Here is a 20,821-nt window from a genome sequence, read left to right as displayed (position 1 = left end):
TTCATTGAGTTGACGCCGGTTCATCGGTGAAGCGGAATCGAATAGCTGTGAGCCTAGGAGGTGGTTCTTATTTGCACAACTGGCGTTGTGCAAATGGCAACTTGGGTCTACTGTGTCAGTCATGTCTGATGAGACCGGCGCCACGGAGAAGCCACCCGCACGGCGAAATTCGGCTGGTCTGCGCCGCGACTTTGAGCTCCTCGAGATGCTCGGCTCGGCCGAGGCCGAAGCGGCCGGCGGGCTGGGTGTGATGCGACTGGCCGAGCTGGTCGACCGGGACAAGGGGATCGTGTCCCGCACCCTGGCCACCCTGGCCGAGGTCGGGCTGGTCTCCCGCGACCCCGTCACGCAGAGCTACCGTCTCGGCTACCAGCTCTACGCCCTGGCCGCGCGCACGCTGGAGTCCCGGCTCGTGCGAACATCCGTTCCCTACCTGCGCCGTGTGGTCACCGCCACCCACGAGACGACCAACCTGTGCGTGCTGCGCGGCGGCAACGTGCTCACACTCACCAGCGAGATGAGCGAATATGCCTTCCGCGGGGTCGGCTGGGAGGGCGTGAGCACGGCCGCCTGGCAGACCTCGTCGGGACGCGTGCTGGTGAGCGACTGGGCCGACGAAGACCTGCGGCGCTGGTACGCCGTTCACGGCACCGACCCGCCCGTCACCAGCCCCTTCGCCCCGGCCTCCGTGGCCACGGTCGTAGTCGGGCGGGGGCTCGCGCCGGGGGCACCCAGCCCGGGCACGCCCCGGGTCACCGACTTCGACTCGTTCCGGGCGGAGATCCTGCGCATCCGGCGCCGCGGGTTCGCCACGGTCGACGAGGAGTTCGAAAAGGGAGTGGTGGGGGTTTCGGCGCCGGTCTACGACTTTCGGCAGAACATCATCGGGGCCATCAACGTGAGCGCGCCGAAGCCGAGGCTGGGTCCGCACCTCGACGAGGTCGGCATTCTGGTTGCGCGCATCGCCGCGGAGCTCTCGGTCCAGCTCGGCGCCGACGAGCGCTCACGGTAGCCGCGCGCCGTGGTCCCGACCCTGGGGCCGCCCGCCGTGGTCGCGCCCGGGTGGTCACAACGGTGCAGGAGCCTTGGATGCGTGGCCGCCCGAGCGGCAGCCTGCCGGGCCCAGCGCGGCGCCGAAGCCGACGCGAGCGAAGCGCCGCGGTTCAGAGCCAGGGCGGCGGCGCGTGGAAAGCCAGGCTCCGACGGTGTGTGCTGAGGTATGGGGGCAGGTCACCCCGATGATGTCCTGCCCCCGACGAGGGGTGCTTTGGCTCCGGTCTCATACGGACCCTGCAATCAGGGACTAAGGATCGGTGTTCGGGGAGCAACCCTGCCTGTGAATGATCCTACGACCGCCCTGCGCTCCGCGAAAGGGGCTGGACAAGCGCGGCCGCATGCCGTTCGGCTGGCTGCGGCGGTCCGCCCACCCGAACGAATTCGACGGTGACTTTGGCAGATTCGCCCGCCACGGCGCCGAAAAGGCAGTCTTGACCGAGAATCTCCGTCGAATTGGTTCAATCTCGGTGAGAGCCCACGGCTTTAGGCTGGACGTGACACGGCTGTTGGCCGGCGCGAGAGAGAGACCGAATGACGAAGCAGAACAGTGTGGCGGCGAACCGAGTCGTCGTGGTCGGCGACGCCCTCATCGACGAGATGGTGAGCCCCGGGTCGCACCGGGAATTTCCCGGCGGTGCCGCCCTCAACGTGGCCGTCGGCCTGGCCGTGCTCGGCGTTCCGACGACCCTGATCGCCATGGTCGGCGACGACGCCGATGGGAACCGCCTCCGTGAGTTCCTCGCCACCCACGACGTGAACCTGGTGGCCACTCCCGGCCCCTACGGCAGCTCGCGCGCCACCTCCGACCGCACCGACGGTGAGCCCACCTACTCTTTCAACGAGGCCGCCCAGAAGCGCCGCATCGAGTTCGGTCCGGCCGAGCGCGCCGCCCTCGAAGACGCCCGCCTGGTGGTCGTGAGCTGCTTTCCCTTCGATGACACGGCCCAGACGGATGCTTTCATCGCCGCGGTCTCCGAACCGGAACGACGTCTCGTGATCGACCCGAACCCGCGCGCGGGCATGCTCACCGACGGTGATCTGTTCGCGCGGAACTTCGAACGGCTGGCTGCCCGGAGCCTGCTCACGAAGGTCGGCGACGAGGACGCCGAGCTGCTCTACCGCAGCACCGTCGATGAGCTGCGGGAGCGGCTGCTGGCCGGCGGCACGCAGACGGTGCTGGCCACGGCCGGGCGCGCGGGGGCATCCGTCGCCACCGTTGACCACGTGCTGGTGACCGAGCCGATCGCGATCCTCCCCGGGGGCGTCGTCGACACCATGGGCGCGGGCGACGCGACTCTCGCCGGGGCCGTGCAGACCATGCTGACGCGCGGCGTGCCCACGGATGCCGCCGGCTGGCAGGCCTTGCTGGCCGACGCCATGTTGATCGCGGCCGCCACCTGCCGCCAGGAGGGTGCCCTGCTGCGTGAACCCGCGGGCGGCCAGAGCTAGGCGGCGCTCGCCGGCTGGGCGGCGCCGACCGGTTTGACCGCACGTACGATGGCGCCGTGCATCCCGTCGGTCACCTCGTGGGTCAGCGTGACACTCACCTGCTCGAAGCCCGCAGCGGCAAGGAACGCCTCGTACTCCGCGATCGAGAGCGCACCCGCGATGCAGCCCACATGGGAGCCGCGCTCGGCACGCTGGGCGGGCGCGAGGTGGTTCTCGGCCACGACGTCGGACACGCCGACACGGCCGCCGGTCCGCAGCACACGGAACATCTCCCCGATCACAGCCGGTTTGTCGGTCGACAGGTTGATCACGCAATTGGAGATGACGACGTCGACGCTGCCGGAAGCCAGCGGGATTTCCTCGATCGTCCCTTTCAGGAACTCCACGTTCTGCGCCTGGGCGGCGGCGGCATTGTGCCGGGCCAGGTCGATCATTTCGTCGGTCATGTCGAGGCCGTAGGCGAAGCCGGTGGGGCCGACGCGGCGGGCGGAGAGGAGCACGTCGATGCCGCCTCCCGAGCCGAGGTCGAGCACCGTTTCACCGGCCCGGAGATCAGCGACGGCCGTCGGGTTGCCGCAACCGAGGCTGGCCAGGACGGCCGCACCGGGGAGATCCGCGGTCGTCTCGTCGTCGTAGAGCGCCGAGCCGAACACCAGGCTCTCGTCGATGGTGGCCGGCGCGCAGCAGGAGGCGGCGGCAGCCTTTGCCTCGGTGGAGTTCTCGGCGCAGCAGGAGGCGGCCGGGCCATCCGTAGTCTGAGCCGTGGCGTCAGCACTGCAACAGCCGGCAGCGGGTGCGTCCGCGAGCAGTGACCGGCGACCCTCATTCGTGACCGAGAGGGCAGCGCTCGCGTAACGTGCCCGGACTTGTTCGCGCACGGGATTACTGTTCTCGCTCAAGGCGTTCTCCTTCGGCTGAGACCTCAATGCATTGATGACTATCGATGCAATCTACCGCCAAAGATCGATCGCCGTCAATCAATGCTCATGAGGCACAGGCCGGAGACAGGCGGATGCGGTGTGCTGACAGGTCAGGGCGACGCTCAGGCGGCGTCGACGGGCTCCAGGGCGGGGCGTTTGGGAGGGCGGCCGTCGCCGGAGGACCGTCCGGTGATCCGGCGGCCGATCCACGGCAGCACGAATTCGCGGTAGTAGGCCGCCGTGCTCTGCACGTGCTCGTCGGCCGGGGCCGGGGCATCCAGCCACTCCACGGGCACGGGCACGCCCAGGTCGGCAAGAACGTTGGTGGCCACCCGAGTGTGCCCGAGGGCGTTGAGGTGCAGCTTGTCGAGGGACCAGAACCGCCTGTGCTCCAGCTCGGAGTCGACCCAGTTGTCTACGAGGGTGACGCCCGGACGGTCGAACGCGGCGCGCGCGGCATCCGCCAGCTGGTCGCCGCGTCGGCGCATCAGATTGCCCAGCGGCAGGTGATGGGAAGGATTGCCGCCGCTGAGTACCAGAACGTGCACGCCCTGCGCCTCGGCTCGGTCGACGACCTGCTTCATCAGACCGACCACGTAGGGGATCTCGACGCGCGGGCGCATGACGTCATTGCCGCCGCCGGAGATGCTGAGCAGGTCGGGACCGAGCGCGAGCGCGGGTTCCAGCTGCTCCGCCACGATCGGGCCGAGCAGCCGCCCGCGCACGGCAAGGTTGGCGTAGGAGACGGGGTGGGCGGACGCCGCGGCGAGGCCGAGCGCGACCAGGTCCGCCCAGCCGCGCACCTGCCCGCCCGGCAGATCGTCGCCGACGCCTTCGGTGAAGCTGTCGCCGATGGCCACAAAGCGATGGAACATCCGGACCCCCCGTCTCGGTACTGCGCGTGCGTGGTTCTGCGTGTGTGTCCCGTTGCCGGTCCCGGTTACTCGCTCAGGTGCGTGTGGCGGGTTCCATGGGTCTGCTCGATGCCCTGGCCCTGTTCGACAACAAGGTTCCAGCGCTTGGCGAGCACGTCACGGGCCTGCTGGGCTGCGCGGCGCACTTCTTTGTCGGGGTCGCGCAGGCGCTGCACGATGGTGGCGAGGTGGTCGGCGGTGCCCTGGGCGGCCAGGGCGTGCAGTGCAGCCGCGCGCACGCGCGGAACCTCGTCGGTGGTCAGGCGCACCAGCTTGGGTGCGACCTCGAGACCGCGCAGCAGCACGACCTTGGCGCACATCTCGCGCACGCGCCACGCCTGGTTGTTCATGCCGACGACGATATACGGCGCGGCCGTTTCGCCCCACACGTACAGCAACGCGCGGGCGCCCCAGAGCTCGGGCCAGTAGAGGGCGGGGGCACCTTCGAGGATGCCCAGCGCGTGGCGTCCGCCCGCGTAGAGCAGGAAATCCTTGCCGGCGTTCTTGGCGCGCAGAAGCGCGACGGCGTTGTCGATGACGACCTGTTCGCCGTAGTGCACGACGGCCGCATGGATGCGTTCGGCCGTGGGCAGGTCGATAGGAAGGTCGGGGTGTGGCTCTAATTTGTTTGGCATGACATGCCTACGCTAGCAAGCGGGCGTGTCGCAGACCAATACCGCGAGTCAGGGCAGACGCTCCGGCGCGTCGAATGTGCGCTCGAAACCGGTCGCATTCGGGTAGATCCCGTAGTTGCCGATCTCCCGGTAGCCCAATCGCCGGTAGAGGGCGAGCGCCTCCGGCTGCGCGTGCCCGGTCTCGAGGCGCAGATGGCGGTAGCCCAGTTGCTGCGCCACCTCCTCGAGGGCTGCGAGCAGACTCACGGCGTGGCCCTGCCGGCGATAGGCCGGGTTGGTCCACATCCTTTTCAGCTCGCCCGTGGTCTCATTCAGGCGACGGATGCCGCCGCCCGCCACGGTCACGCCGTTCGCGAGCAATACGAGGAAAACGCCGCTCGGCGGGTCGAAGGCGTCCGCCGGCACGTCGTGAACCGAGTCGCCGTCGCCGTATCGCTCCTCGTACTCCCGCGCCAGGTCGGCCAGGAGCGGGGCCACCTCAGGGTCACCCAGACGCACGCGCTTGATCTTCACACCAGCCAGTCTGCCCGATGCCGCGGCGTCGGCCGAGGCCGGTAAACTCGCCCTGTGTCTGTCAACCCCGAACTGCAGGGCCGGGTCTTCCCGCCCGTCGCCCCTTATCTCGTCGGCCGAGAGAAGGTGCGCGAGTTCGCCCGCGCGGTCTTCTCCACGAACCCGGTCAATCTCGACCCGGAGGCCGCGCGAGCCGCGGGCTACGCCGACGTCGTCGCCCCGCCCACGTTCGCCGTGGTCGTGCAGGAGGCCACCCTGGCGCAACTTCTGGCCGAACCGGATGCCGGCATCGACTTCACCCGCGTCGTGCACGGCGACCAGCGGTTCACGTTCAGCCGGCCGATCGTGGCCGGCGACGAGCTCACCGCCACACTCCGAGTGGCCAGCGTGAAGAGCCTCGGCGGCCACTCCATGGTGACGGCCGTGTCGACCGTCGTCGACGCCGCCGGCGCGCACGTCGTGACCGCCACCTCCACCCTCGTCGTCAGGGGAGACGAATGACCATCATCGCTACGCCCAGCCTCGCCGACCTGACCGTCGGGGACGTCGTCGCCGAGGGAACGTTCCCGCTCACGCGCGACTCCCTCGTGCACTATGCCGGGGCATCCGGAGATTTCAACCCCATTCACTATCGCGATGACGTGGCCGTGTCCGTGGGTCTTCCGGGCGTGCTCGCGCACGGCATGCTCACCATGGGGTTCGCCGTGCAGCCGGTCGTCGACTGGGCCGGCGACCCCGGTCGCATCGTGGACTACCAGGTGCGCTTCACCCGCCCGGTGCTGGTTCCGGCCGACGGCGAGGCTGTCGTGACCGTGGTCGCCAAAGTCGGCGCCCTCGACACGGATGCCGGCGTGGCCCGAATCGACCTCACCGTTTCGTCGGGCGAGGTGACTGTGCTCGGCAAGGCGCAGGCCCGCGTGCGCCTGGTCTGAACGGGTTCCCGATGACGACCCCCGCGCTGACCTTCGCCGAGCTGACCACGATGGGCGTCGGCGGCGCCGCCGCCCGGATGGTGTCGCCCGCGACCGAGCAGGACCTGGTCGATCAGGCCCTGGAGGTGTGGGCGTCGGGCGACGATTGGCTTGTGCTCGGCGGCGGCTCCAACACGATCGTGGCCGACGAGGGCTTCGACGGCACGGTCATCCGGGTGCTGACCCGCGGGGTGAGCGTCGTCTCGCCCGCTGTGTCTGTTTCGTCTGAGGAGCCGGATCGGCTGGTGCTGCGGGTTCAGGCCGGCGAGCCCTGGGATGAGCTGGTGGACTACACGGTGGCGCGGGGCTGGGCCGGCATCGAAGCCTTGTCGGGCATCCCCGGTTCGACGGGGGCTGCCCCGGTGCAGAACATCGGTGCCTACGGGCAGGAGCTCGGCACCACCCTGGCGGCCATCGACTTCCTCGATTACGAGACCGGTGAACGGCGACGTCTGGAGGTCGGTGAGTTGGCCCTGGGCTACCGCACCTCGGCCCTGAAACAGGGGCTGCGCGGCCTGGTGATCGCGGTCGAGCTGAACCTGCACGACACGCAGAGCGAGGCATCCGTTCTCGGTAGTGCGCTCAGTCGGCCGGTGGCCTTCGCGCAGCTCGCGACCGCGCTGGGGGTGCAGCTGGGAGACCGGGTGCCGCTGGTGCGACTGCGGGACACAGTGCTCGCCCTGCGCGCCGCCAAGGGCATGGTGCTCGACCCGAACGACCCCGACACCCGCAGCGCCGGTTCGTTCTTCACGAACCCAATCGTGTCGTTGGCGTTCTCGCGCACGCTGCCGGACGCCGTGCCCCGCTGGCCGCTGTCGGAGCAGAACCTGCCCGACCGCGTGATCCCGCTGGACGAGTATGCCGGCGTCGGGCCGATCCCCGGGGAGCGGCCCGCGCCGCTCGTCAAGCTGAGCGCGGCCTGGCTGATCGAGCACTCCGGGATCGGTCGTGGCTTCCGGCTGCCGGGATCCCGCGCCGCAATCTCCAGCAAGCACACCCTCGCGCTGACGAACACGGGCGGCGCCACCGCCGACGAGATCGCACAGCTCGCCAGGCTGGTGGAGGCCCGTGTGCAGTCCGAGTTCGGTGTCATCCTGCAGCCCGAGCCCATCCTCATCGGCCTAGAGGCCTAGCCCCCCTCCGAAGCCCCCCCGTGAGCGGGGAACCCTCAGAGCAGGCTCGGTCGAGGTCGGGTTCGGGGGTCAGTCGACTCGGCGGAGGGCGGCAATGATGCCGACGACGATCAGCAGTAGTCCGATCAGGATCACGCCGCCGAGCAGCCAGAGCGTTGGGTCGGCGGGCGTGGGCACCAGCACGCCGAGCAGCACGTAACCGGCCAGTGCGAGCAGGATGACACCCCAGACGATGGTGCCGAGGAGGGGCCGACTGCGTGGTCGCACGGATGCCGCGGGCAACGCCGGCGCTGGTTCGCTACCGTCGGAGGCCAGCACACGTGAGGGTGGTTCGCCGGTGCCCGGCACGATCATGGATGGGGAGTCCGTGGGTCCGGTGGGTTCCAGCGCATACTCCGGGATGGGGCTCGGATAGGCGACCGTGTAGTCCACGGCTGAGTCAGCGGTCTCCACCTCGACTTCGGTTCCCTCGGCGGAGTGCCCGTCGGGCTCGGCGGGGCCGGGGGCCGTCGTGATGGAGATGACGGAGGTGATGGCATCCATCGGCTGGCCGTCGACCGGAGGGTCCGGCGGCGGGTCCGACCATCGGTCCGGTTCCTGCTCCGGTTCCAGGGTTGGCTCCCTGGTCGGTTCCTGTTCCGGTTCCAGGCCGGGTTCCCGGGTCGAATCGGGCGTTTCGGTCATGAGGATTCCAGAGGTGCGGGGGCGATGACGGTGACCTGGCCGAGCGCCGTCCAGACCCGGATGCGGGTCACGGTGCGGGTGTCGTCGTCGGTGAAGGTGTGTGAATCGTGGAAGAAGAGGCCGCCCCGCTCTGCGGCGGCCGCGTCGCCGACGTAGTCGATCCCGCCGATCAGCGCGTTGGTCTCCACCTGCACGCTCCGGTCGCTCGGCAGGATCAGCTCGGTGACGCCCACGCCCATCCACACGTCGATGGTGCGCTCCGCGGGGCCGACGGAGTTGAGGGCGGTGAGGTCGAAGGTCGCTCGGCCGGCCAGGACGGCGTAGCCCGGGGGCGAGGAATCGGCGTCGGTGCTGACTTTCCAAACCGGAACGCCCACGGGGAAGAACGCGGTGCCGGTCGGGAACAGACCAAGGAAGACGAGCGCGACGGCCGCGAGGAAGGCGAAGCCGCCCACGGCGCCGCTCTGCTTTCCGCGGATGCCTGACACGATGATGCCGAGGGCGAGCACGCCGAGCGTGACGGACAGGCCCACGAGCAGCGTGGCATCCGACCAGTCGCCTCCGGACCACGCGGCGGCGGTGACGGCCCCGCAGAGCAGTGCGAGTCCGAGCACGANTGACGGCCCCGCAGAGCAGTGCGAGTCCGAGCACGATCGCGCTGAAGCCGGCCCTGGGCCGGCGGTCGCGCCAGGGCCCGCGCGCGCCTGGCGGTCCGGCCAGGCCGTCGGCACGACGGCCAACGGGACCGGTGCCGGTGACGGCCCCGGGCCCGGTGCCGGGAGCGGTGGTGCTGAGAGCTGCGGTGCCGACCGGCGCCGCGGCGCGCCGTGACAGGAAGACCACGAGCCAGATGATTCCGATGGTCACGGCCATGCTCCAGCCCATCGTCAGGGTGGTCGCCAGCCACTCGGGCATCCCTGTCGACGGGGCCTGCCACCACAGGTTGCGCGTGTACGAGGCGAAGCTGAGGGCCACCAGTGCGATGATCCCGATCATGGCGGGCTCGAAGACGCCGCGCACGGCCTGCTCCGCATGCATTCGCCCGGTCGCGTCGGCCCGCAGCGCCACGCCACCGCAGACCCCGGCCACCCAGTGGTCGGTGCCACGCACGATCCCCGTGGTGCGTATCGCGGCGAAGAAGTCGCCGCCGGGCTCAGCCGGCCCCGGGCCCGTGCGCGACGGCGTCGTCTGGCTGTTGGATGCGTCGATCATCCTGCCAGTGTGCTCGCGGTGCACCACGCCGACAATCCCGCCGGGCAATGCCGGTCCGGGCAGGGCCGGGCACTGCGACGGATGCCCCGGGCCGGGTGGCTAGGTGTCCTTGCGGATCCAGCGGAATGTTACCCGGCTGAGCACGAGTCCCACGACCAGCCAGATGGCCAGGTTCAGGGCGATCAGCGGGAAGTCCCAGGAACCGGTCTGCTCCAGGCTCGCGAAGCTGTCGGGCAGGAATACGCCACGCATGCCCTGGGCCATCCACTTCAGCGGGAAGACGCTGGCGAGATTCTGCATCCATTCAGGCAGCACGTAGAACTGCAGGTAGACCCCGGAAATGAACTGCAGCACGAGCACGATCGGGATCACAACGGCCGTAGCGCTCTTGCCGGAGCGCGGCAACGACGAGAGTGCGATGCCGAGGAACGCACTCGTGATGACACCCAGCAGGAACACCCAGGCGAAGGTCAGCCATTTTTCCGGCGCGGTCGGCAGGTCGATGCCGAGCAGGACTCGGGCGACCAGCATCAGCAGGGCCGCCTGAAAGATCCCGGTGACCAGGACCTGGCCGATCTTGCCCAGGAAGTAGCTCAGCGGCGAGAGCGGGGTGCCGCCGAGCCGTTTGAGCGTGCCGTCGCCCTTCTCGCCGGCGATGTCCACGGCGAGATTCTGCACCCCGGAGAGCAGCATTCCCGCGGCGAGCATCCCGGGCAGATAGTAGGCGCCCACACTGATGCCTCCGGAGCCGTCCGGTGCGGTGCCGATGTTTCCGGAGGCCCCGAACGCGGCCGTGAAGATGGCCAGCATGATGAACGGGAACAGGAAGGTGAAGAACACGCTGTCCGTGGTGCGGAAGTAGATGCGGGTCTCGTAGCCGATTCGGGAGAGGCCGACCCGCAGCACGGTGGCCGGTCCGGTGGCCGGCCGGTGGCGGGGGGCACTCACCGCCGCCTGCACGCCGCTGCTGCGCGTTTTAATCTGGCTCATGCGAGCACCTCCGTGTCGTTCCGGGGCGTCGCCGCATCCGATGCCGTGGTCGGTGCATCTGGTGCACCCGAGGCCGGCCTGCTGCCGCGCACCAGACCGAGGTAGATATCCTCCAGGCTGGGCCGGATCACCTCGAGGTCTGCGGGTTCGGCACCGGATGCCGCCACGAGCTCGGCCACGAGTCGCGCCGGTTCCTGCGTGCGCTTTTCCAGGAGTCCGCCGGAGGCGTCGCGCCAGCGCACGAGCGGCACCCGCGCATCCGCCCCGCCGATCTCGCCGATGGCGCCAATGTCGATCAGAAGGCCGTCGTTGATCACGCCGGCCCGGTCACCGAGTTGGGCTGCCTCGTCGAGGTAGTGGGTGGTGAGCAGGATGGTGGTGCCCTCGGCCTTGAGGTGGCGCACGAGGTCCCAGAACTGGTGCCGTGCCTCGGGGTCGAAGCCCGTGGTGGGCTCGTCCAGGAATAGGAGTTCGGGTCGGCCGATGATGCCCAGTGCAACATCGACGCGGCGCCGCTGCCCGCCGGAGAGTTTGCTGATGCGGGTCTTCGCCTTCGTCTCCAGGCCCACGGCCTCGATCACTTCGGCCACACGTCGCGGTCGGGGATAGAGGCTGGCAAAGTGGGTGAGCTGTTCGGTGACGGTGACGTTGCCGCTCTCCCCGGTGGACTGCAGCACGATGCCGAGGCGTGACTTCCAAGCCAGGCCGCCGCGCTGCGGGTCGACACCGAGCACGCTGACCTCGCCGGAGCTTCGGTCGCGGTAGCCCTCCAGGATCTCGATCGCGGTGCTTTTTCCGGCCCCGTTCGGGCCGAGCAATGCGAAGGTCTCACCGGCCTCGATATCGAAGCTGATCCCGCGAATCGCTTCGAAGCTGCCGTAGGACTTGGTCAGGTTGCGCACACGCACGACCGGGGGAGAAAGTTCCATGAGAGTAGGGTCCCATGCCCTGCCCCCCAGGAGGAAGCACCGCGCGCGAAACGACGTCTTTGAGGGGTGCAGGCACTGACCCACTCCAGCTGTCGCTGCACCGTCGGCGGGGCGACGCGGCAGGGCGGCGCGCTACGCGAAGAGGCGTTGCAGCCGCTGCACACCCTCGACCAGGGCAGCGTCACCGAGCGCGTAGGAGAAGCGCAGGTAGCCGCTGGGACCGAATGCCTCGCCGGGAACGACGGCAACCTCGGCCTGGTCCAGGATGAGGTCGGCCAGCTCGAGGGAGGTGGTCGGGGTGACGCCGCCCCAGGTGCGACCGAGCAGGCCGGTGACGTCGGGGTAGACGTAGAACGCACCCTGCGGGGTGGGCGCGACGATGCCGGGGATCCTGTTCAGCTCGGCGACGATCACCTTACGGCGGCGGTCGAAGGCGTCCCGCATTGCGAGCGCGGCATCCTGAGGCCCGGTGAGGGCCGCGATGCCGGCGCGCTGTGAGATGTTGGACACGTTCGAGGACAGGTGCGACTGCAGGTTGGCGGCAGCCTTCATCGCATCCTGCGGGCCGACCATCCAGCCCAGGCGCCAGCCCGTCATGGCGTAGGTCTTGGCGACGCCGTTGACCAGGATGGTGCGGTCAGCCAGAGCGGGCACGGCCTCCACGATCGACGTGGCGCGCACGCCGTCATAGGTGAGGTTCTGGTAGATCTCGTCGCTGATGATCCAGAGGCCGTGTTCCTCGGCCCAGTTGCCGATGGCCGCAGTCTGCTCGGGCGAATAGACGGAACCCGTGGGGTTGGACGGTGACACGAACAGCAGCACCTTGGTGCGGGGCGTGCGCGCCGCTTCGAGCTGTTCGACGGTGACGAGGTAGTTCTGGTCGCTGCCGGCGAAGACGTCGACCTGTACCCCGCCGGCCAGGCGGATGGACTCCGGGTAAGTGGTCCAGTACGGTGTCGGAACGAGGACCTCGTCGCCCGGGTCGAGCAGCGTTGCGAAGGCCTGGTACACGGCCTGCTTGCCACCGTTGGTGACGACGACCTGACTGGGAGAGATCTGGAGGCCGCTGTCGCAAAGCGTCTTGGCCGCGATGGCCTCGCGCAGCTCTGGAAGCCCGGCCGCCGGGGTGTACCGGTGGTTCTTCGGGTCACGGACCGCCACCAGGGCGGCCTCGACGATGTGCTCAGGGGTGGGAAAATCAGGCTCGCCCGCGGCGAAACTGATAACCGGTCGGCCGGCGGCCTGTAAGGCCTTGGCCTTGCCGTCAACCTTGAGGGTCGCCGACTCCGCAATGGAGCCGATACGGGCAGAGATTCGCTTCAGTTCGTGAGCCACGCTTCGAGCATACGGGGCTACCTCCATCTGGTGGAGCTGCCCCAGCTTTACAGTGGCCGCCCCGTGACCTAGACTCGTCGAGGTAATTGAATTCTGCCATGCTTTTTTGCGCCCACTTCGTGGTTCATTTTCGGGAGTGTGCACGACGATGTAGTCTGAATTCGTTCCATAGGGTGGTGGCTCAATTGGTAGAGCAGCGGTCTCCAAAACCGCAGGTTGCAGGTTCGAGTCCTGTCCGCCCTGCAAGTCGGTGGCATTCCGTCGGCACATGAAAGGTGTAATCAGGTGGCCCGAAAAGTTGTCGACGAACCCAGTGAGGAAATCGTCGCGAACGCGAAGATAGCGCGCGATTCCAAGCGCGGTCCTTTCGCTCGGATGTCCCTGTTCATCAAGCAGGTCATGGCGGAACTCCGCAAGGTTGTCACTCCCACCCGCAAGGAGCTCCTGAGTTACACGGGAGTCGTGCTGGTGTTCGTCGTCATCATGATGGCCATCGTTTCCGCTTTCGACTGGGTGTTCGCACTCGTCGTCACCTATGTGTTCGGAACGCCGGGCGGATAAGGCAGCTTCCGTAGCCAGGCTCGCATCAAGCGGTCGTGGCCACACACCAGTGAAGAAGAGTCACTGCAAAATTCATGGCAAACGCTGTTTGGGCCACGATCTCGTGCCCATGCAATAGAAAAGGATTGAAATTTAGTGACTGACACGAATCGCGACGACGTCGACTGGGCCACCGCCGCCGAGCAGTCCTCCACCGATGACGAGGCGCAGGAGGGCAACACTCTCGCCGCCGCAGAAGAGTCCGTGGAGGCCGCCGAGCAGGTCGCCGTGCACGTGTTCGACCCGAACGTGGGCGTGGAAGTCAACCTCGACGCCGCGCTCGACGCGCTGGCCGAATCCGCTGACCCGGCTGCCGACGCTCTCGTCGACGACGCCCTCGACATCGACTCCGCCGACGAGGCTGAGGCCGCCGTCGAAGCCGTCGAAGACGAAGAGGCAACGGATGCTGCTGTCGAGCCCGCCGAGGACGAGACCCCCGAAGACCCCTACGAGGAGTTCCGCAAGGAACTGCGCTTCCAGCCCGGCAAGTGGTTCGTCATCCACTCCTACGCCGGCTTCGAGCGCCGCGTGAAGTCGAACATCGAGAACCGCAAGCAGTCGATGGCCATGGAAGATTTCATCTACCAGGTCGAGGTTCCGATGGAAGACGTCGTCGAGATCAAGAACGGCCAGCGCAAGATGGTCACCCGCGTGCGCATTCCCGGCTACGTGCTGGTTCGCATGGACCTCAATGAAGACAGCTGGTCCGTCGTGCGTCACACGCCCGGCGTCACCGGCTTCGTCGGCAACGCGCACAACCCCACGCCGCTGCGCTTCGAGGAGGCCTTCGGCATGCTGAAGAGCCTCGTCGAGATTCAGGATGTCCCCACCGCTAAGACCGGCGGACACGGCGGCAAGGTTCCGACCCGCGCCCTCCCGGCCGAAATCGACTATGAGATCGGCGAGACGATCACGATCAAGGAAGGTTCGTTCGCGGGCCTGCCCGGATCGATCAGCGAAATCAAGGCGGAGAGCGGCAAGCTCATCGTGCTGGTTTCCCTCTTCGAGCGCGAGACCCCCGTGGAGCTCAGCTTCGATCAGGTCACCAAGCTCTGATCCGCTCAACGCCGCGAGCCGCTTAGCACCGTTGCTCCGTCTAACACCCCCCAGTTTTAAGTTCACCGGGGCCCGTCCGGGCCACCGGGAGAGCGGCCCCTGGCTGCTCGTCATTACAAAGTAAGGAAGAACAATGGCACCGAAGAAGAAGGTAACTGGTCTGATCAAGCTTCAGATCAAGGCCGGCGCCGCCAACCCCGCACCGCCCATCGGGCCGGCACTGGGTCAGCACGGCGTCAACATCATGGAATTCTGCAAGGCGTACAACGCTCAGACGGAATCACAGCGCGGCAACGTCATCCCGGTGGAAATCACCGTCTACGACGACCGTTCATTCACTTTCATCCTGAAGACCCCGCCGGCGGCGGAGCTCATCAAGAAGGCAGCCGGCGTCGCGAAGGGCAGCGGCACCCCGCACACCGTCAAGGTTGCCAAGCTCACCAAGGCCCAGGTTCGCGAAATCGCCGAGGCCAAGATGGTTGACCTCAACGCCAACGACATCGACGCTGCGTCGAAGATCATCGCCGGCACCGCCCGCTCCATGGGCATCACGGTCGAGGCCTAACCACCTTTACCCGGCATCCGCCACCAGCACGACGTGGAAGAGCCCGCCAGGCTCGCACCACACTCTCAATTTCGTTTTACAGGAGATTCAACATGGCACAGAAGTCAAAGGCCTACCGGGCCGCGGCCGAGAAGATCGACGCCGACAAGTTCTACACCCCGACCGAGGCCGTCACCCTGGCCCGGGAGACCGGTTCCGCGAACTTCAACTCGACCGTTGAAGTAGCCCTCAAGCTCGGCGTGGACCCCCGCAAAGCTGACCAGATGGTTCGCGGTACCGTGATCCTTCCCCACGGCACCGGTCGCACCGCCCGCGTCATCGTCTTCGCAACGGGCCCCGCGGCCGAGGCAGCCATCGCTGCCGGCGCCGACGAGGTCGGTGGCGACGAGCTCATCGAAAAGGTGGCCGCCGGCTACACCTCGTTCGACTCCGCCGTCTCCACCCCGGAGCTCATGGGCAAGGTCGGTCGTCTCGGTAAGGTCCTCGGCCCGCGCGGCCTCATGCCGAACCCGAAGACCGGAACCGTGACGCCTGACGTCGCGCGCGCCGTGTCCGACATCAAGGGCGGAAAGATCGCGTTCCGCGTCGACAAGCACGCCAATGTGCAGTTCGTCGTCGGCAAGGCGTCCTTCACCGCCGAGCAGCTGAATGAGAACATCAGCGCAGCTCTCGAGGAGATCGTTCGCCTCAAGCCCAGCTCGTCCAAGGGCCGCTACATCATGAAGGGTGCCGTTTCGACTACGTTCGGCCCCGGCATCCAGCTCGATGTGAACAGCATCTAGTCAGTTTCACCGCGGTTTTGCCGCACCAGGAAGGGCCCGTCAGAAGACGGGCCCTTTCGTCGTCAGGGATGACCGAGCCGCGGCCCGAGCGCAGGCTCAGTCGCTGGCGGAGGTGGGGCGGACATCCGTGCGCTCGGCGTTGTGCGGATGTGCGCGGAGCATGGCCGCGACGGCGATCGCGTCGCCCTCCGGCTGATGCGAGGCGCTGTGCGGCTGGGCGATGAAGAGGTAGAGCAGTCCGCTCCCCATCACCACCCCCAGCCCGATCAGCACGATCCAGTCGTCGAGGAACACCCCGGTCGTGCCAGGCCGGGCCAGCAGGACCATGGCGAAGATCCCGTAGGCGAGGGCGATCACGTTGACGACGAATCCGAGCGCTCCGAGGCTGAACGGTCCGGCCGGCCGCCAGCCCTTGATGCGCTGGCGGAGCGCCGCGAGCACCACGGCCTGGAACGCGACGTAGATGCCGAGCACGGCGAATGCCGTGATCTGGGTCAGGATCGTGCTGCCGCCACCGTAGATCAGGAGGCAGAGCAGCAGAGGAATCGTGGAGGCCACGATCAGCGCGTTGACGGGGACGGCTGTGCGCGGGGAGACCCGGCCCAGCCAGGCGTGGCCTGGGATCATGCCGTCCCGGGCGAACGAGAACAGAAGCCGGCTCGCCGCGGCCTGCAGGCTGAGCACACAGGACAGGAATGCCGTGATCGCGACGACCAGGAACAGGTTGGCGCCGACCGTGCCGAGGGTGGCGTCGAGGATAGCGGGGATCGGGTCCACGTCGTTGCCGTCGACGACGGCCTGCAGGTCCGGTGCGGCCAGAACATACCCGCCGAACGAGAAGAGGGCGGAAACCCCACCCACCAGGATGGTGAGGATCATGGCCCGGGGGACGCCTGTGGCCGGGTTCGGCACCTCCTCGGCGACATCCCCGCACGCCTCGAATCCGTAGAACAGGAACAGGCCGGCAAGGGCAGCGCCGAGGAACGCCGTGGCGTAGCCGGCGTCGCCTTCGACACCCATGGTGTCGAAGAAGATGCCGAACTCCTGCTTGCGCTGGAAGACGAGCAGGTAGAGGCCGAGACCGATCACACCGACTAGTTCGGCGGCGAGGCCGATCCGGGCAACTCGGGCCAGCATCTTCGTGCCGGAGAAGTTGAATGCGAACGCGACCACGAGGAACAGCGCCGAGAGGCCGAGGGTCACCTCTTTCGTCACGGGGGCGTTGATCAGGCTGCCGAGGAAGCCGCTGCCGAATTCCGCGACGGCGGTGATCGTGACGAGCATCGCCCAGACGTAGACCCAGGCGGCCAGCCAGGCGTACCGCTTGCCCCAGAGGCGCCGGGTCCACGGGTAGATGCCGCCCGCGATCGGATACTGGGAGACCACCTCCCCGAAGACCAGGGCAACGAGCAGTTGCCCGGTACCCACGATGACCAGCCAGAAGATGGAGGGTGGCCCGCCCGTGCTCAGGGCAAGGGCGAAGAGCGAGTAAACGCCCACGAGGGGAGAGAGGTAGGTGAAGCCCAAGGCGAAGTTGCCCCAGAGCGACATGGAACGGTGGAAAGAGTCCTCGTAGCCGAGGGCCTTGAGGTGCTCGGCGTCGCCGAGCCCCTTTCTGTGGGGTGACGCGTTCGAAGACATGGGGACCTTTCCGATCGAGCCGGAGATCGAGAATGTGCTCAACATAGTGCTGCGCGCGGGCGCAGGCATAGGACCGAAGCGATCTTTCCGTGCCAAGCGCCGTTCCGGTCGAGAGCGACCCGGGGAATGGGAACTCTCGACCGCAACGGCAGCAGCGCCCGTGCCCGCACGCCAGGCCGTGCCAGGGCCAGCAGGCGGCCGGTAGACTCGATATACAGCGACCACCGGCGAAGCCCCTGGTCGAGTCGACGGGGACAGGGGGTAGGTCGTGCCGCAGGACAAAACCGCGCAGCCCCTGGCGGGCCTGCGTGTCGCCGATTTCTCGCGAGTGCTGGCCGGGCCCTACGCCACAATGATGCTCGCCGACTTCGGCGCTGACGTGATCAAGATCGAGAGCCCGTCCGGCGACGACACCCGCCAGTGGCGGCCCCCGGTGGATGCGCAGGGCGAGTCGACCTACTTCGGTTCGGTCAACCGCAATAAGCGAAGCGTTGTCTGCGACCTGGGTACCGGCGCCGGCCTGGCCGTGGCCCGGCGCCTCGCGGAGACCGCTGATGTCGTGGTGGAGAACTTCCGGCCGGGCGTGATGGACCGCTTCGCACTGGGCTTCGAGCAGGTGGCGGCCGCGAATCCGCGGGTCGTTTACTGCTCGATCACCGGATTCGGCGCGGGCGCGGGCGCGCGCCTGCCTGGGTACGACCTGCTCGTGCAGGCGGTCGGCGGGCTGATGAGCGTCACCGGGCGCCCGGACGACGAGCCGAGCAAGGTGGGGGTGGCCCTCGTTGACGTGCTGTCCGGGCTCAACGCGCTCAGCGGCATCCTGCTCGCTCTGCATGCGCGCGACGCCGCCGGCGCCGGCGCGGCCCCCGGCCACCGGGTGGAGGTGGACCTGCTGACCACCCTGCTCTCGGCGCTGACCAACCAGGCCGCCGGCACGCTCGCAACCGGGCAGTCGCCGGGCCGGCTGGGCAACGCGCACCCGAGTATCGCCCCCTACGAACTCTTCGACGCCGCAGACCGGCCGCTGGTGATCGCCGTGGGCACCGACCGCCAGTTCCGCACTCTCGTGCGGTTACTCGGGGCGCCCCGGCTCGCCGACGATGACCGTTTTCTCGGCAACGTCGACCGGGTGCGCCATCGGGCGCTGCTCAAGACCGTGCTCGAAGACCTGCTCCGCCCCGAGCCTGCCGCGCACTGGGTGAGCGTTTTGACGGATGCCGGCGTGCCGGCCGGCCTGGTCAACTCCCTCGACGAGGCGTTCACTTTCGCCTCCGCGCTCGGGCTCGACCCGGTGGTCGAACTCGATCGAGCGGGCCGCAGCAGCCGCCAGGTTGCCAATCCCATCCACCTCGCCGGCCTCCCGCCCGCGTACCGCCTCTGCCCTCCGCGGCTGGGCGAGCACGCCGGCGCCGACTGGCTCGCCCCGACCGTTGTCCCAGGGCGAGCCCCCGTACCGGCCCCAAATTCCGCCCGTGTTCCGCCGACCACCGAAGGACTCTCGTGACCGCCGCAGCCCGCCCCACTCCGCTCGTGCCCACCCCGCTTGTCGACGCCGTGTTCGACCTCGATGCCCTTCTCGAACCGGAGGAGACGGTCTGGGGGCGCGCGGCCCGGGCGTTCGCGACCAACCGCATCCTGCCGACCGTCGAGGCGGATTTCGAGGCGAAGTACTTCCGGGCTGAGCTGATTCCCGAGCTCGGCAAGGCCGGCTTTCTCGGCATGCACCTCACCGGCTACGGCTGCGCCGGTGCGGGGGCGGTCAGTTATGGGCTGGTCTGCCTCGAGCTGGAGGCTGCGGACAGCGGCTGGCGCACCTTTGTCTCGGTGCAGGGCTCGCTGGCCATGTCGGCCATCCATAGATACGGCTCAGAGGAGCAGAAGCAACGCTGGCTGCCGGGCATGGCGACCGGCGAGCTTGTGGGCTGTTTCGCGCTGACCGAACCCACCGGCGGCAGTGACCCGGCCGCTATGGCGACCATCGCCCGCCGGGATGCCGACGGTTGGGTGATCGAGGGCACAAAGCGCTGGATCGGGCTGGCCAGCATTGCTGATGTTGCGGTCGTGTGGGCGCAAACTGATGCCGGAGTGCGCGGATTTCTGGTGCCCACCGACACCGCGGGCTTCACCGCGACCCCCATCGACGGCAAGCTCTCGATGCGAGCGTCGATCCAGTGCGACGTGCTCCTCGACGCCGTGCGGGTGCCGGCAGACGCGATCCTGCCGGGCGCCGCGGGGCTCTCCGGGCCGTTCGGCTGCCTCAACGAGGCGCGATTCGGCATCGTCTGGGGGGCCATGGGGGCCGCCCGCAGCTGCCTCGACGCCGCCATCGGTCGTTCCCGGACCCGGGAGGTGTTCGGCAAGCCGATCGGGGCGACCCAGCTGATTCAGGCCAAGCTCGCCGACATGCTCGTCGAGTACGAGAAGGGGGTTCTGCTTGCCCTGCACCTCGGCCGGCTCAAGGAACGCGGCACGCTCACCCCGGCCCAGATCAGCGTTGGCAAGCTCAACAGCGTGCGCGAGGCGATCCAGATCGCCCGCGAGGCCCGCGCCATTCTCGGCGGCGATGGGATCACGAGCGAGTTCCCGGTGATGCGGCACATGGCGAATCTCGAATCGGTGCGCACCTACGAGGGCACCGACGAGATCCACCAGCTCGTTCTCGGCCGCGCTCTGACCGGCCTGAACGCCTTCGGCTGAACCGATTTGTGAGAGAGTTGCAAGCAGATTGATGGGTCCCATCGGGCCAATCGACGGGGGACAGCGAACCGGGGAGGGGACAGTGCCGGTGACGGGCGGCCAGACCGTGTTCGCGAACCTGCGCGCGCGCATCCTTTCAGGGGAGTTGCCCGCCAGGGCGACGCTGCGGGAAACGGCCCTCGCCCAGGAGCTCGGCGTCAGCCGCACGCCCGTTCGCGAGGCTCTGCGCCGGCTCGACGAGGCCGGTTTGGTGGAGTTCGTGCCCAACCGGGGTGCCACCGTCGTCGAGTGGACGCCCGAGCAGATTCGCGAGACCTATTTTCTGCGTGCGGCCCTCGAGAGCCGAGCGGCGGGCCTCGCGGCTAGCCGGATTGAGCCCGCCGACCTTGACCGTCTTGCCGTGCTGATCGTTGCCATGGAAGAGTTCGTGTGTGCCACCGACGACGCCGGCATCGACCGGCTCGCGGTTCTCAACGCCGAATTCCACCGCATCATCGTGGCCGCCTCCGACAGCAGTCAGCTGATGGTCCTGACCGGGTCGGTCGGCCGGGTGCCGATGATGGCCCACCTCTTCCGCCGGGACGCGGCAGCGTTCCGGGCGGCCAGCAACCACCAGCACCGCGACATTCTCACCGCGCTCCGGTCCGGCGACGCGCTCTGGGCCGAGGTGGCGATGCGCTGCCACATCCTCGCCGCGCGCAACGCGGTCGCGGTGCAGCGCCCGGGCGCCGTGTAACCG

23 protein-coding genes and 1 tRNA gene are annotated in these 20,821 nt (G+C 68.2%); 14 read left to right on the top strand and 10 right to left on the bottom strand.

The window, feature by feature from the left end:
• The first annotated feature begins 121 nt into the window (after positions 1–121).
• Together E3O65_RS09690 and E3O65_RS09685 are read left to right on the top strand one after the other, a co-directional pair.
• On the top strand, positions 122–1,012 hold the full coding sequence (locus E3O65_RS09690) for an IclR family transcriptional regulator (protein ID WP_134363524.1): 891 nt from the start codon (positions 122–124) through the stop codon (positions 1,010–1,012).
• A 575-nt stretch (positions 1,013–1,587) separates the two neighbouring features.
• Positions 1,588–2,505, top strand: coding sequence for a PfkB family carbohydrate kinase (locus tag E3O65_RS09685; protein WP_134363523.1), 918 nt, complete (start codon positions 1,588–1,590; stop codon positions 2,503–2,505).
• Here E3O65_RS09685 and arsM read toward each other — a convergent pair.
• The 4 genes from arsM to E3O65_RS16710 all read right to left on the bottom strand — a co-directional run bounded on the left by arsM (position 2,502) and on the right by E3O65_RS16710 (position 5,487).
• A complete protein-coding gene (gene arsM, locus E3O65_RS09680; protein ID WP_134363522.1) occupies positions 2,502–3,404 on the bottom strand; it encodes an arsenite methyltransferase in 903 nt (300 codons plus the stop codon). The two genes, E3O65_RS09685 and arsM, sit on opposite strands and share 4 nt — an antisense overlap.
• Before the next feature lie 143 nt (positions 3,405–3,547).
• Positions 3,548–4,300: an SGNH/GDSL hydrolase family protein gene (locus tag E3O65_RS09675; RefSeq protein WP_134363521.1), complete on the bottom strand. Its 753-nt coding sequence runs from the start codon at positions 4,298–4,300 to the stop codon at positions 3,548–3,550.
• Between the two features lie 65 nt (positions 4,301–4,365).
• The gene (locus E3O65_RS09670; RefSeq protein ID WP_134363520.1) at positions 4,366–4,974 is read right to left on the bottom strand and encodes a HEAT repeat domain-containing protein; all 609 of its coding nucleotides are present in this window, start codon (positions 4,972–4,974) and stop codon (positions 4,366–4,368) included.
• 48 nt (positions 4,975–5,022) lie between these two features.
• Positions 5,023–5,487, bottom strand: coding sequence for a GNAT family N-acetyltransferase (locus tag E3O65_RS16710; protein WP_166785716.1), 465 nt, complete (start codon positions 5,485–5,487; stop codon positions 5,023–5,025).
• A 54-nt stretch (positions 5,488–5,541) separates the two neighbouring features.
• Here E3O65_RS16710 and E3O65_RS09660 point away from each other — a divergent pair, with 54 nt between their 5' ends.
• The 3 genes from E3O65_RS09660 to E3O65_RS09650 are packed head-to-tail and all read left to right on the top strand — an operon-like array spanning position 5,542 to position 7,591.
• Complete coding sequence (locus E3O65_RS09660) at positions 5,542–5,988, top strand: MaoC family dehydratase N-terminal domain-containing protein (RefSeq protein WP_134363518.1); 447 nt, start codon at positions 5,542–5,544, stop codon at positions 5,986–5,988.
• The gene (locus E3O65_RS09655) at positions 5,985–6,419 is read left to right on the top strand and encodes a MaoC family dehydratase (protein ID WP_134363517.1); all 435 of its coding nucleotides are present in this window, start codon (positions 5,985–5,987) and stop codon (positions 6,417–6,419) included. The genes E3O65_RS09660 and E3O65_RS09655 overlap by 4 nt, the downstream gene beginning before the upstream one ends.
• A gap of 11 nt (positions 6,420–6,430) precedes the next feature.
• Positions 6,431–7,591 (top strand): UDP-N-acetylmuramate dehydrogenase, encoded by a 1,161-nt coding sequence (locus E3O65_RS09650; protein WP_134363516.1) that lies wholly within the window; start codon positions 6,431–6,433, stop codon positions 7,589–7,591.
• Between the two features lie 69 nt (positions 7,592–7,660).
• Here the strand turns inward: E3O65_RS09650 and E3O65_RS09645 are convergent, their stop codons facing one another.
• Together E3O65_RS09645 and E3O65_RS09640 are read right to left on the bottom strand one after the other, a co-directional pair.
• Positions 7,661–8,275 (bottom strand): hypothetical protein, encoded by a 615-nt coding sequence (locus E3O65_RS09645; protein WP_134363515.1) that lies wholly within the window; start codon positions 8,273–8,275, stop codon positions 7,661–7,663.
• Positions 8,272–8,889: a hypothetical protein gene (locus E3O65_RS09640; RefSeq protein WP_134363514.1), complete on the bottom strand. Its 618-nt coding sequence runs from the start codon at positions 8,887–8,889 to the stop codon at positions 8,272–8,274. The genes E3O65_RS09645 and E3O65_RS09640 overlap by 4 nt, the downstream gene beginning before the upstream one ends.
• A 173-nt stretch (positions 8,890–9,062) precedes the next feature.
• On the opposite strand from E3O65_RS09640, the gene E3O65_RS09635 reads away from it, so the two are divergent.
• The gene (locus E3O65_RS09635) at positions 9,063–9,590 is read left to right on the top strand and encodes a hypothetical protein (protein WP_134363513.1); all 528 of its coding nucleotides are present in this window, start codon (positions 9,063–9,065) and stop codon (positions 9,588–9,590) included.
• On the opposite strand, the gene E3O65_RS09630 is transcribed toward E3O65_RS09635, so the two are convergent.
• From E3O65_RS09630 to E3O65_RS09620, 3 genes are all read right to left on the bottom strand, one after another.
• Positions 9,587–10,477, bottom strand: coding sequence for an ABC transporter permease (locus E3O65_RS09630; protein ID WP_134363512.1), 891 nt, complete (start codon positions 10,475–10,477; stop codon positions 9,587–9,589). The genes E3O65_RS09635 and E3O65_RS09630 overlap by 4 nt on opposite strands.
• Entirely contained in the window at positions 10,474–11,406 is a 933-nt protein-coding gene (locus E3O65_RS09625; RefSeq protein ID WP_134363511.1) for an ABC transporter ATP-binding protein, read from the bottom strand. The genes E3O65_RS09630 and E3O65_RS09625 overlap by 4 nt, the downstream gene beginning before the upstream one ends.
• 132 nt (positions 11,407–11,538) lie before the next feature.
• On the bottom strand, positions 11,539–12,741 hold the full coding sequence (locus E3O65_RS09620; protein WP_241985632.1) for a pyridoxal phosphate-dependent aminotransferase: 1,203 nt from the start codon (positions 12,739–12,741) through the stop codon (positions 11,539–11,541).
• Positions 12,742–12,911: 170 nt separating this feature from the next.
• Here E3O65_RS09620 and E3O65_RS09615 point away from each other — a divergent pair.
• From E3O65_RS09615 to rplA, 5 genes are all read left to right on the top strand, one after another.
• A tRNA-Trp gene (locus E3O65_RS09615) sits at positions 12,912–12,984 on the top strand.
• Between the two features lie 42 nt (positions 12,985–13,026).
• Positions 13,027–13,302: a preprotein translocase subunit SecE gene (secE, locus tag E3O65_RS09610; RefSeq protein WP_134363509.1), complete on the top strand. Its 276-nt coding sequence runs from the start codon at positions 13,027–13,029 to the stop codon at positions 13,300–13,302.
• Between the two features lie 135 nt (positions 13,303–13,437).
• Complete coding sequence (gene nusG / locus E3O65_RS09605; protein ID WP_134363508.1) at positions 13,438–14,397, top strand: transcription termination/antitermination protein NusG; 960 nt, start codon at positions 13,438–13,440, stop codon at positions 14,395–14,397.
• A gap of 133 nt (positions 14,398–14,530) precedes the next feature.
• The gene (gene rplK / locus E3O65_RS09600) at positions 14,531–14,962 is read left to right on the top strand and encodes a 50S ribosomal protein L11 (RefSeq protein ID WP_134363507.1); all 432 of its coding nucleotides are present in this window, start codon (positions 14,531–14,533) and stop codon (positions 14,960–14,962) included.
• Between the two features lie 92 nt (positions 14,963–15,054).
• Positions 15,055–15,744 (top strand): 50S ribosomal protein L1, encoded by a 690-nt coding sequence (rplA, locus tag E3O65_RS09595; RefSeq protein ID WP_134363506.1) that lies wholly within the window; start codon positions 15,055–15,057, stop codon positions 15,742–15,744.
• Positions 15,745–15,840: 96 nt separating this feature from the next.
• Here the strand turns inward: rplA and E3O65_RS09590 are convergent, their stop codons facing one another.
• Entirely contained in the window at positions 15,841–17,385 is a 1,545-nt protein-coding gene (locus tag E3O65_RS09590; RefSeq protein WP_134363505.1) for an APC family permease, read from the bottom strand.
• Between the two features lie 268 nt (positions 17,386–17,653).
• Between E3O65_RS09590 and E3O65_RS09585 the strand changes: the two genes are divergently transcribed.
• From E3O65_RS09585 to E3O65_RS09575, 3 genes are all read left to right on the top strand, one after another.
• Entirely contained in the window at positions 17,654–18,889 is a 1,236-nt protein-coding gene (locus E3O65_RS09585; RefSeq protein ID WP_134363504.1) for a CaiB/BaiF CoA transferase family protein, read from the top strand.
• 26 nt (positions 18,890–18,915) lie between these two features.
• Positions 18,916–20,082, top strand: coding sequence for an acyl-CoA dehydrogenase family protein (locus E3O65_RS09580; protein WP_134363564.1), 1,167 nt, complete (start codon positions 18,916–18,918; stop codon positions 20,080–20,082).
• An 82-nt stretch (positions 20,083–20,164) separates the two neighbouring features.
• Positions 20,165–20,818 carry a GntR family transcriptional regulator gene (locus E3O65_RS09575; RefSeq protein ID WP_166785715.1) on the top strand — a complete coding sequence of 218 codons (654 nt, stop codon included), beginning with the start codon at positions 20,165–20,167 and terminating at the stop codon, positions 20,816–20,818.
• Positions 20,819–20,821: the final 3 nt, after the last annotated feature.

It is taken from the genome of Cryobacterium breve, from assembly GCF_004402375.1.
Lineage (GTDB): Bacteria > Actinomycetota > Actinomycetes > Actinomycetales > Microbacteriaceae > Cryobacterium > Cryobacterium breve.
This window is presented reverse-complemented; position numbering and strand designations above follow the sequence as displayed.

Bases quoted from the DNA above. Each gene is read 5' to 3' on its own strand.
- E3O65_RS09690 (WP_134363524.1), top strand. From the start codon at position 122: ATGTCTGATGAGACCGGCGCCACGGAGAAGCCACCCGCACGGCGAAAT.
- E3O65_RS09685 (WP_134363523.1), top strand. From the start codon at position 1,588: ATGACGAAGCAGAACAGTGTGGCGGCGAACCGAGTCGTCGTGGTCGGC.
- E3O65_RS09675 (WP_134363521.1), bottom strand. From the start codon at position 4,300: ATGTTCCATCGCTTTGTGGCCATCGGCGACAGCTTCACCGAAGGCGTC.
- E3O65_RS09670 (WP_134363520.1), bottom strand. From the start codon at position 4,974: ATGCCAAACAAATTAGAGCCACACCCCGACCTTCCTATCGACCTGCCC.
- E3O65_RS09655 (WP_134363517.1), top strand. From the start codon at position 5,985: ATGACCATCATCGCTACGCCCAGCCTCGCCGACCTGACCGTCGGGGAC.
- E3O65_RS09650 (WP_134363516.1), top strand. From the start codon at position 6,431: ATGACGACCCCCGCGCTGACCTTCGCCGAGCTGACCACGATGGGCGTC.
- E3O65_RS09645 (WP_134363515.1), bottom strand. From the start codon at position 8,275: ATGACCGAAACGCCCGATTCGACCCGGGAACCCGGCCTGGAACCGGAA.
- E3O65_RS09630 (WP_134363512.1), bottom strand. From the start codon at position 10,477: ATGAGCCAGATTAAAACGCGCAGCAGCGGCGTGCAGGCGGCGGTGAGT.
- E3O65_RS09625 (WP_134363511.1), bottom strand. From the start codon at position 11,406: ATGGAACTTTCTCCCCCGGTCGTGCGTGTGCGCAACCTGACCAAGTCC.
- rplK (WP_134363507.1), top strand. From the start codon at position 14,531: ATGGCACCGAAGAAGAAGGTAACTGGTCTGATCAAGCTTCAGATCAAG.
- rplA (WP_134363506.1), top strand. From the start codon at position 15,055: ATGGCACAGAAGTCAAAGGCCTACCGGGCCGCGGCCGAGAAGATCGAC.
- E3O65_RS09590 (WP_134363505.1), bottom strand. From the start codon at position 17,385: ATGTCTTCGAACGCGTCACCCCACAGAAAGGGGCTCGGCGACGCCGAG.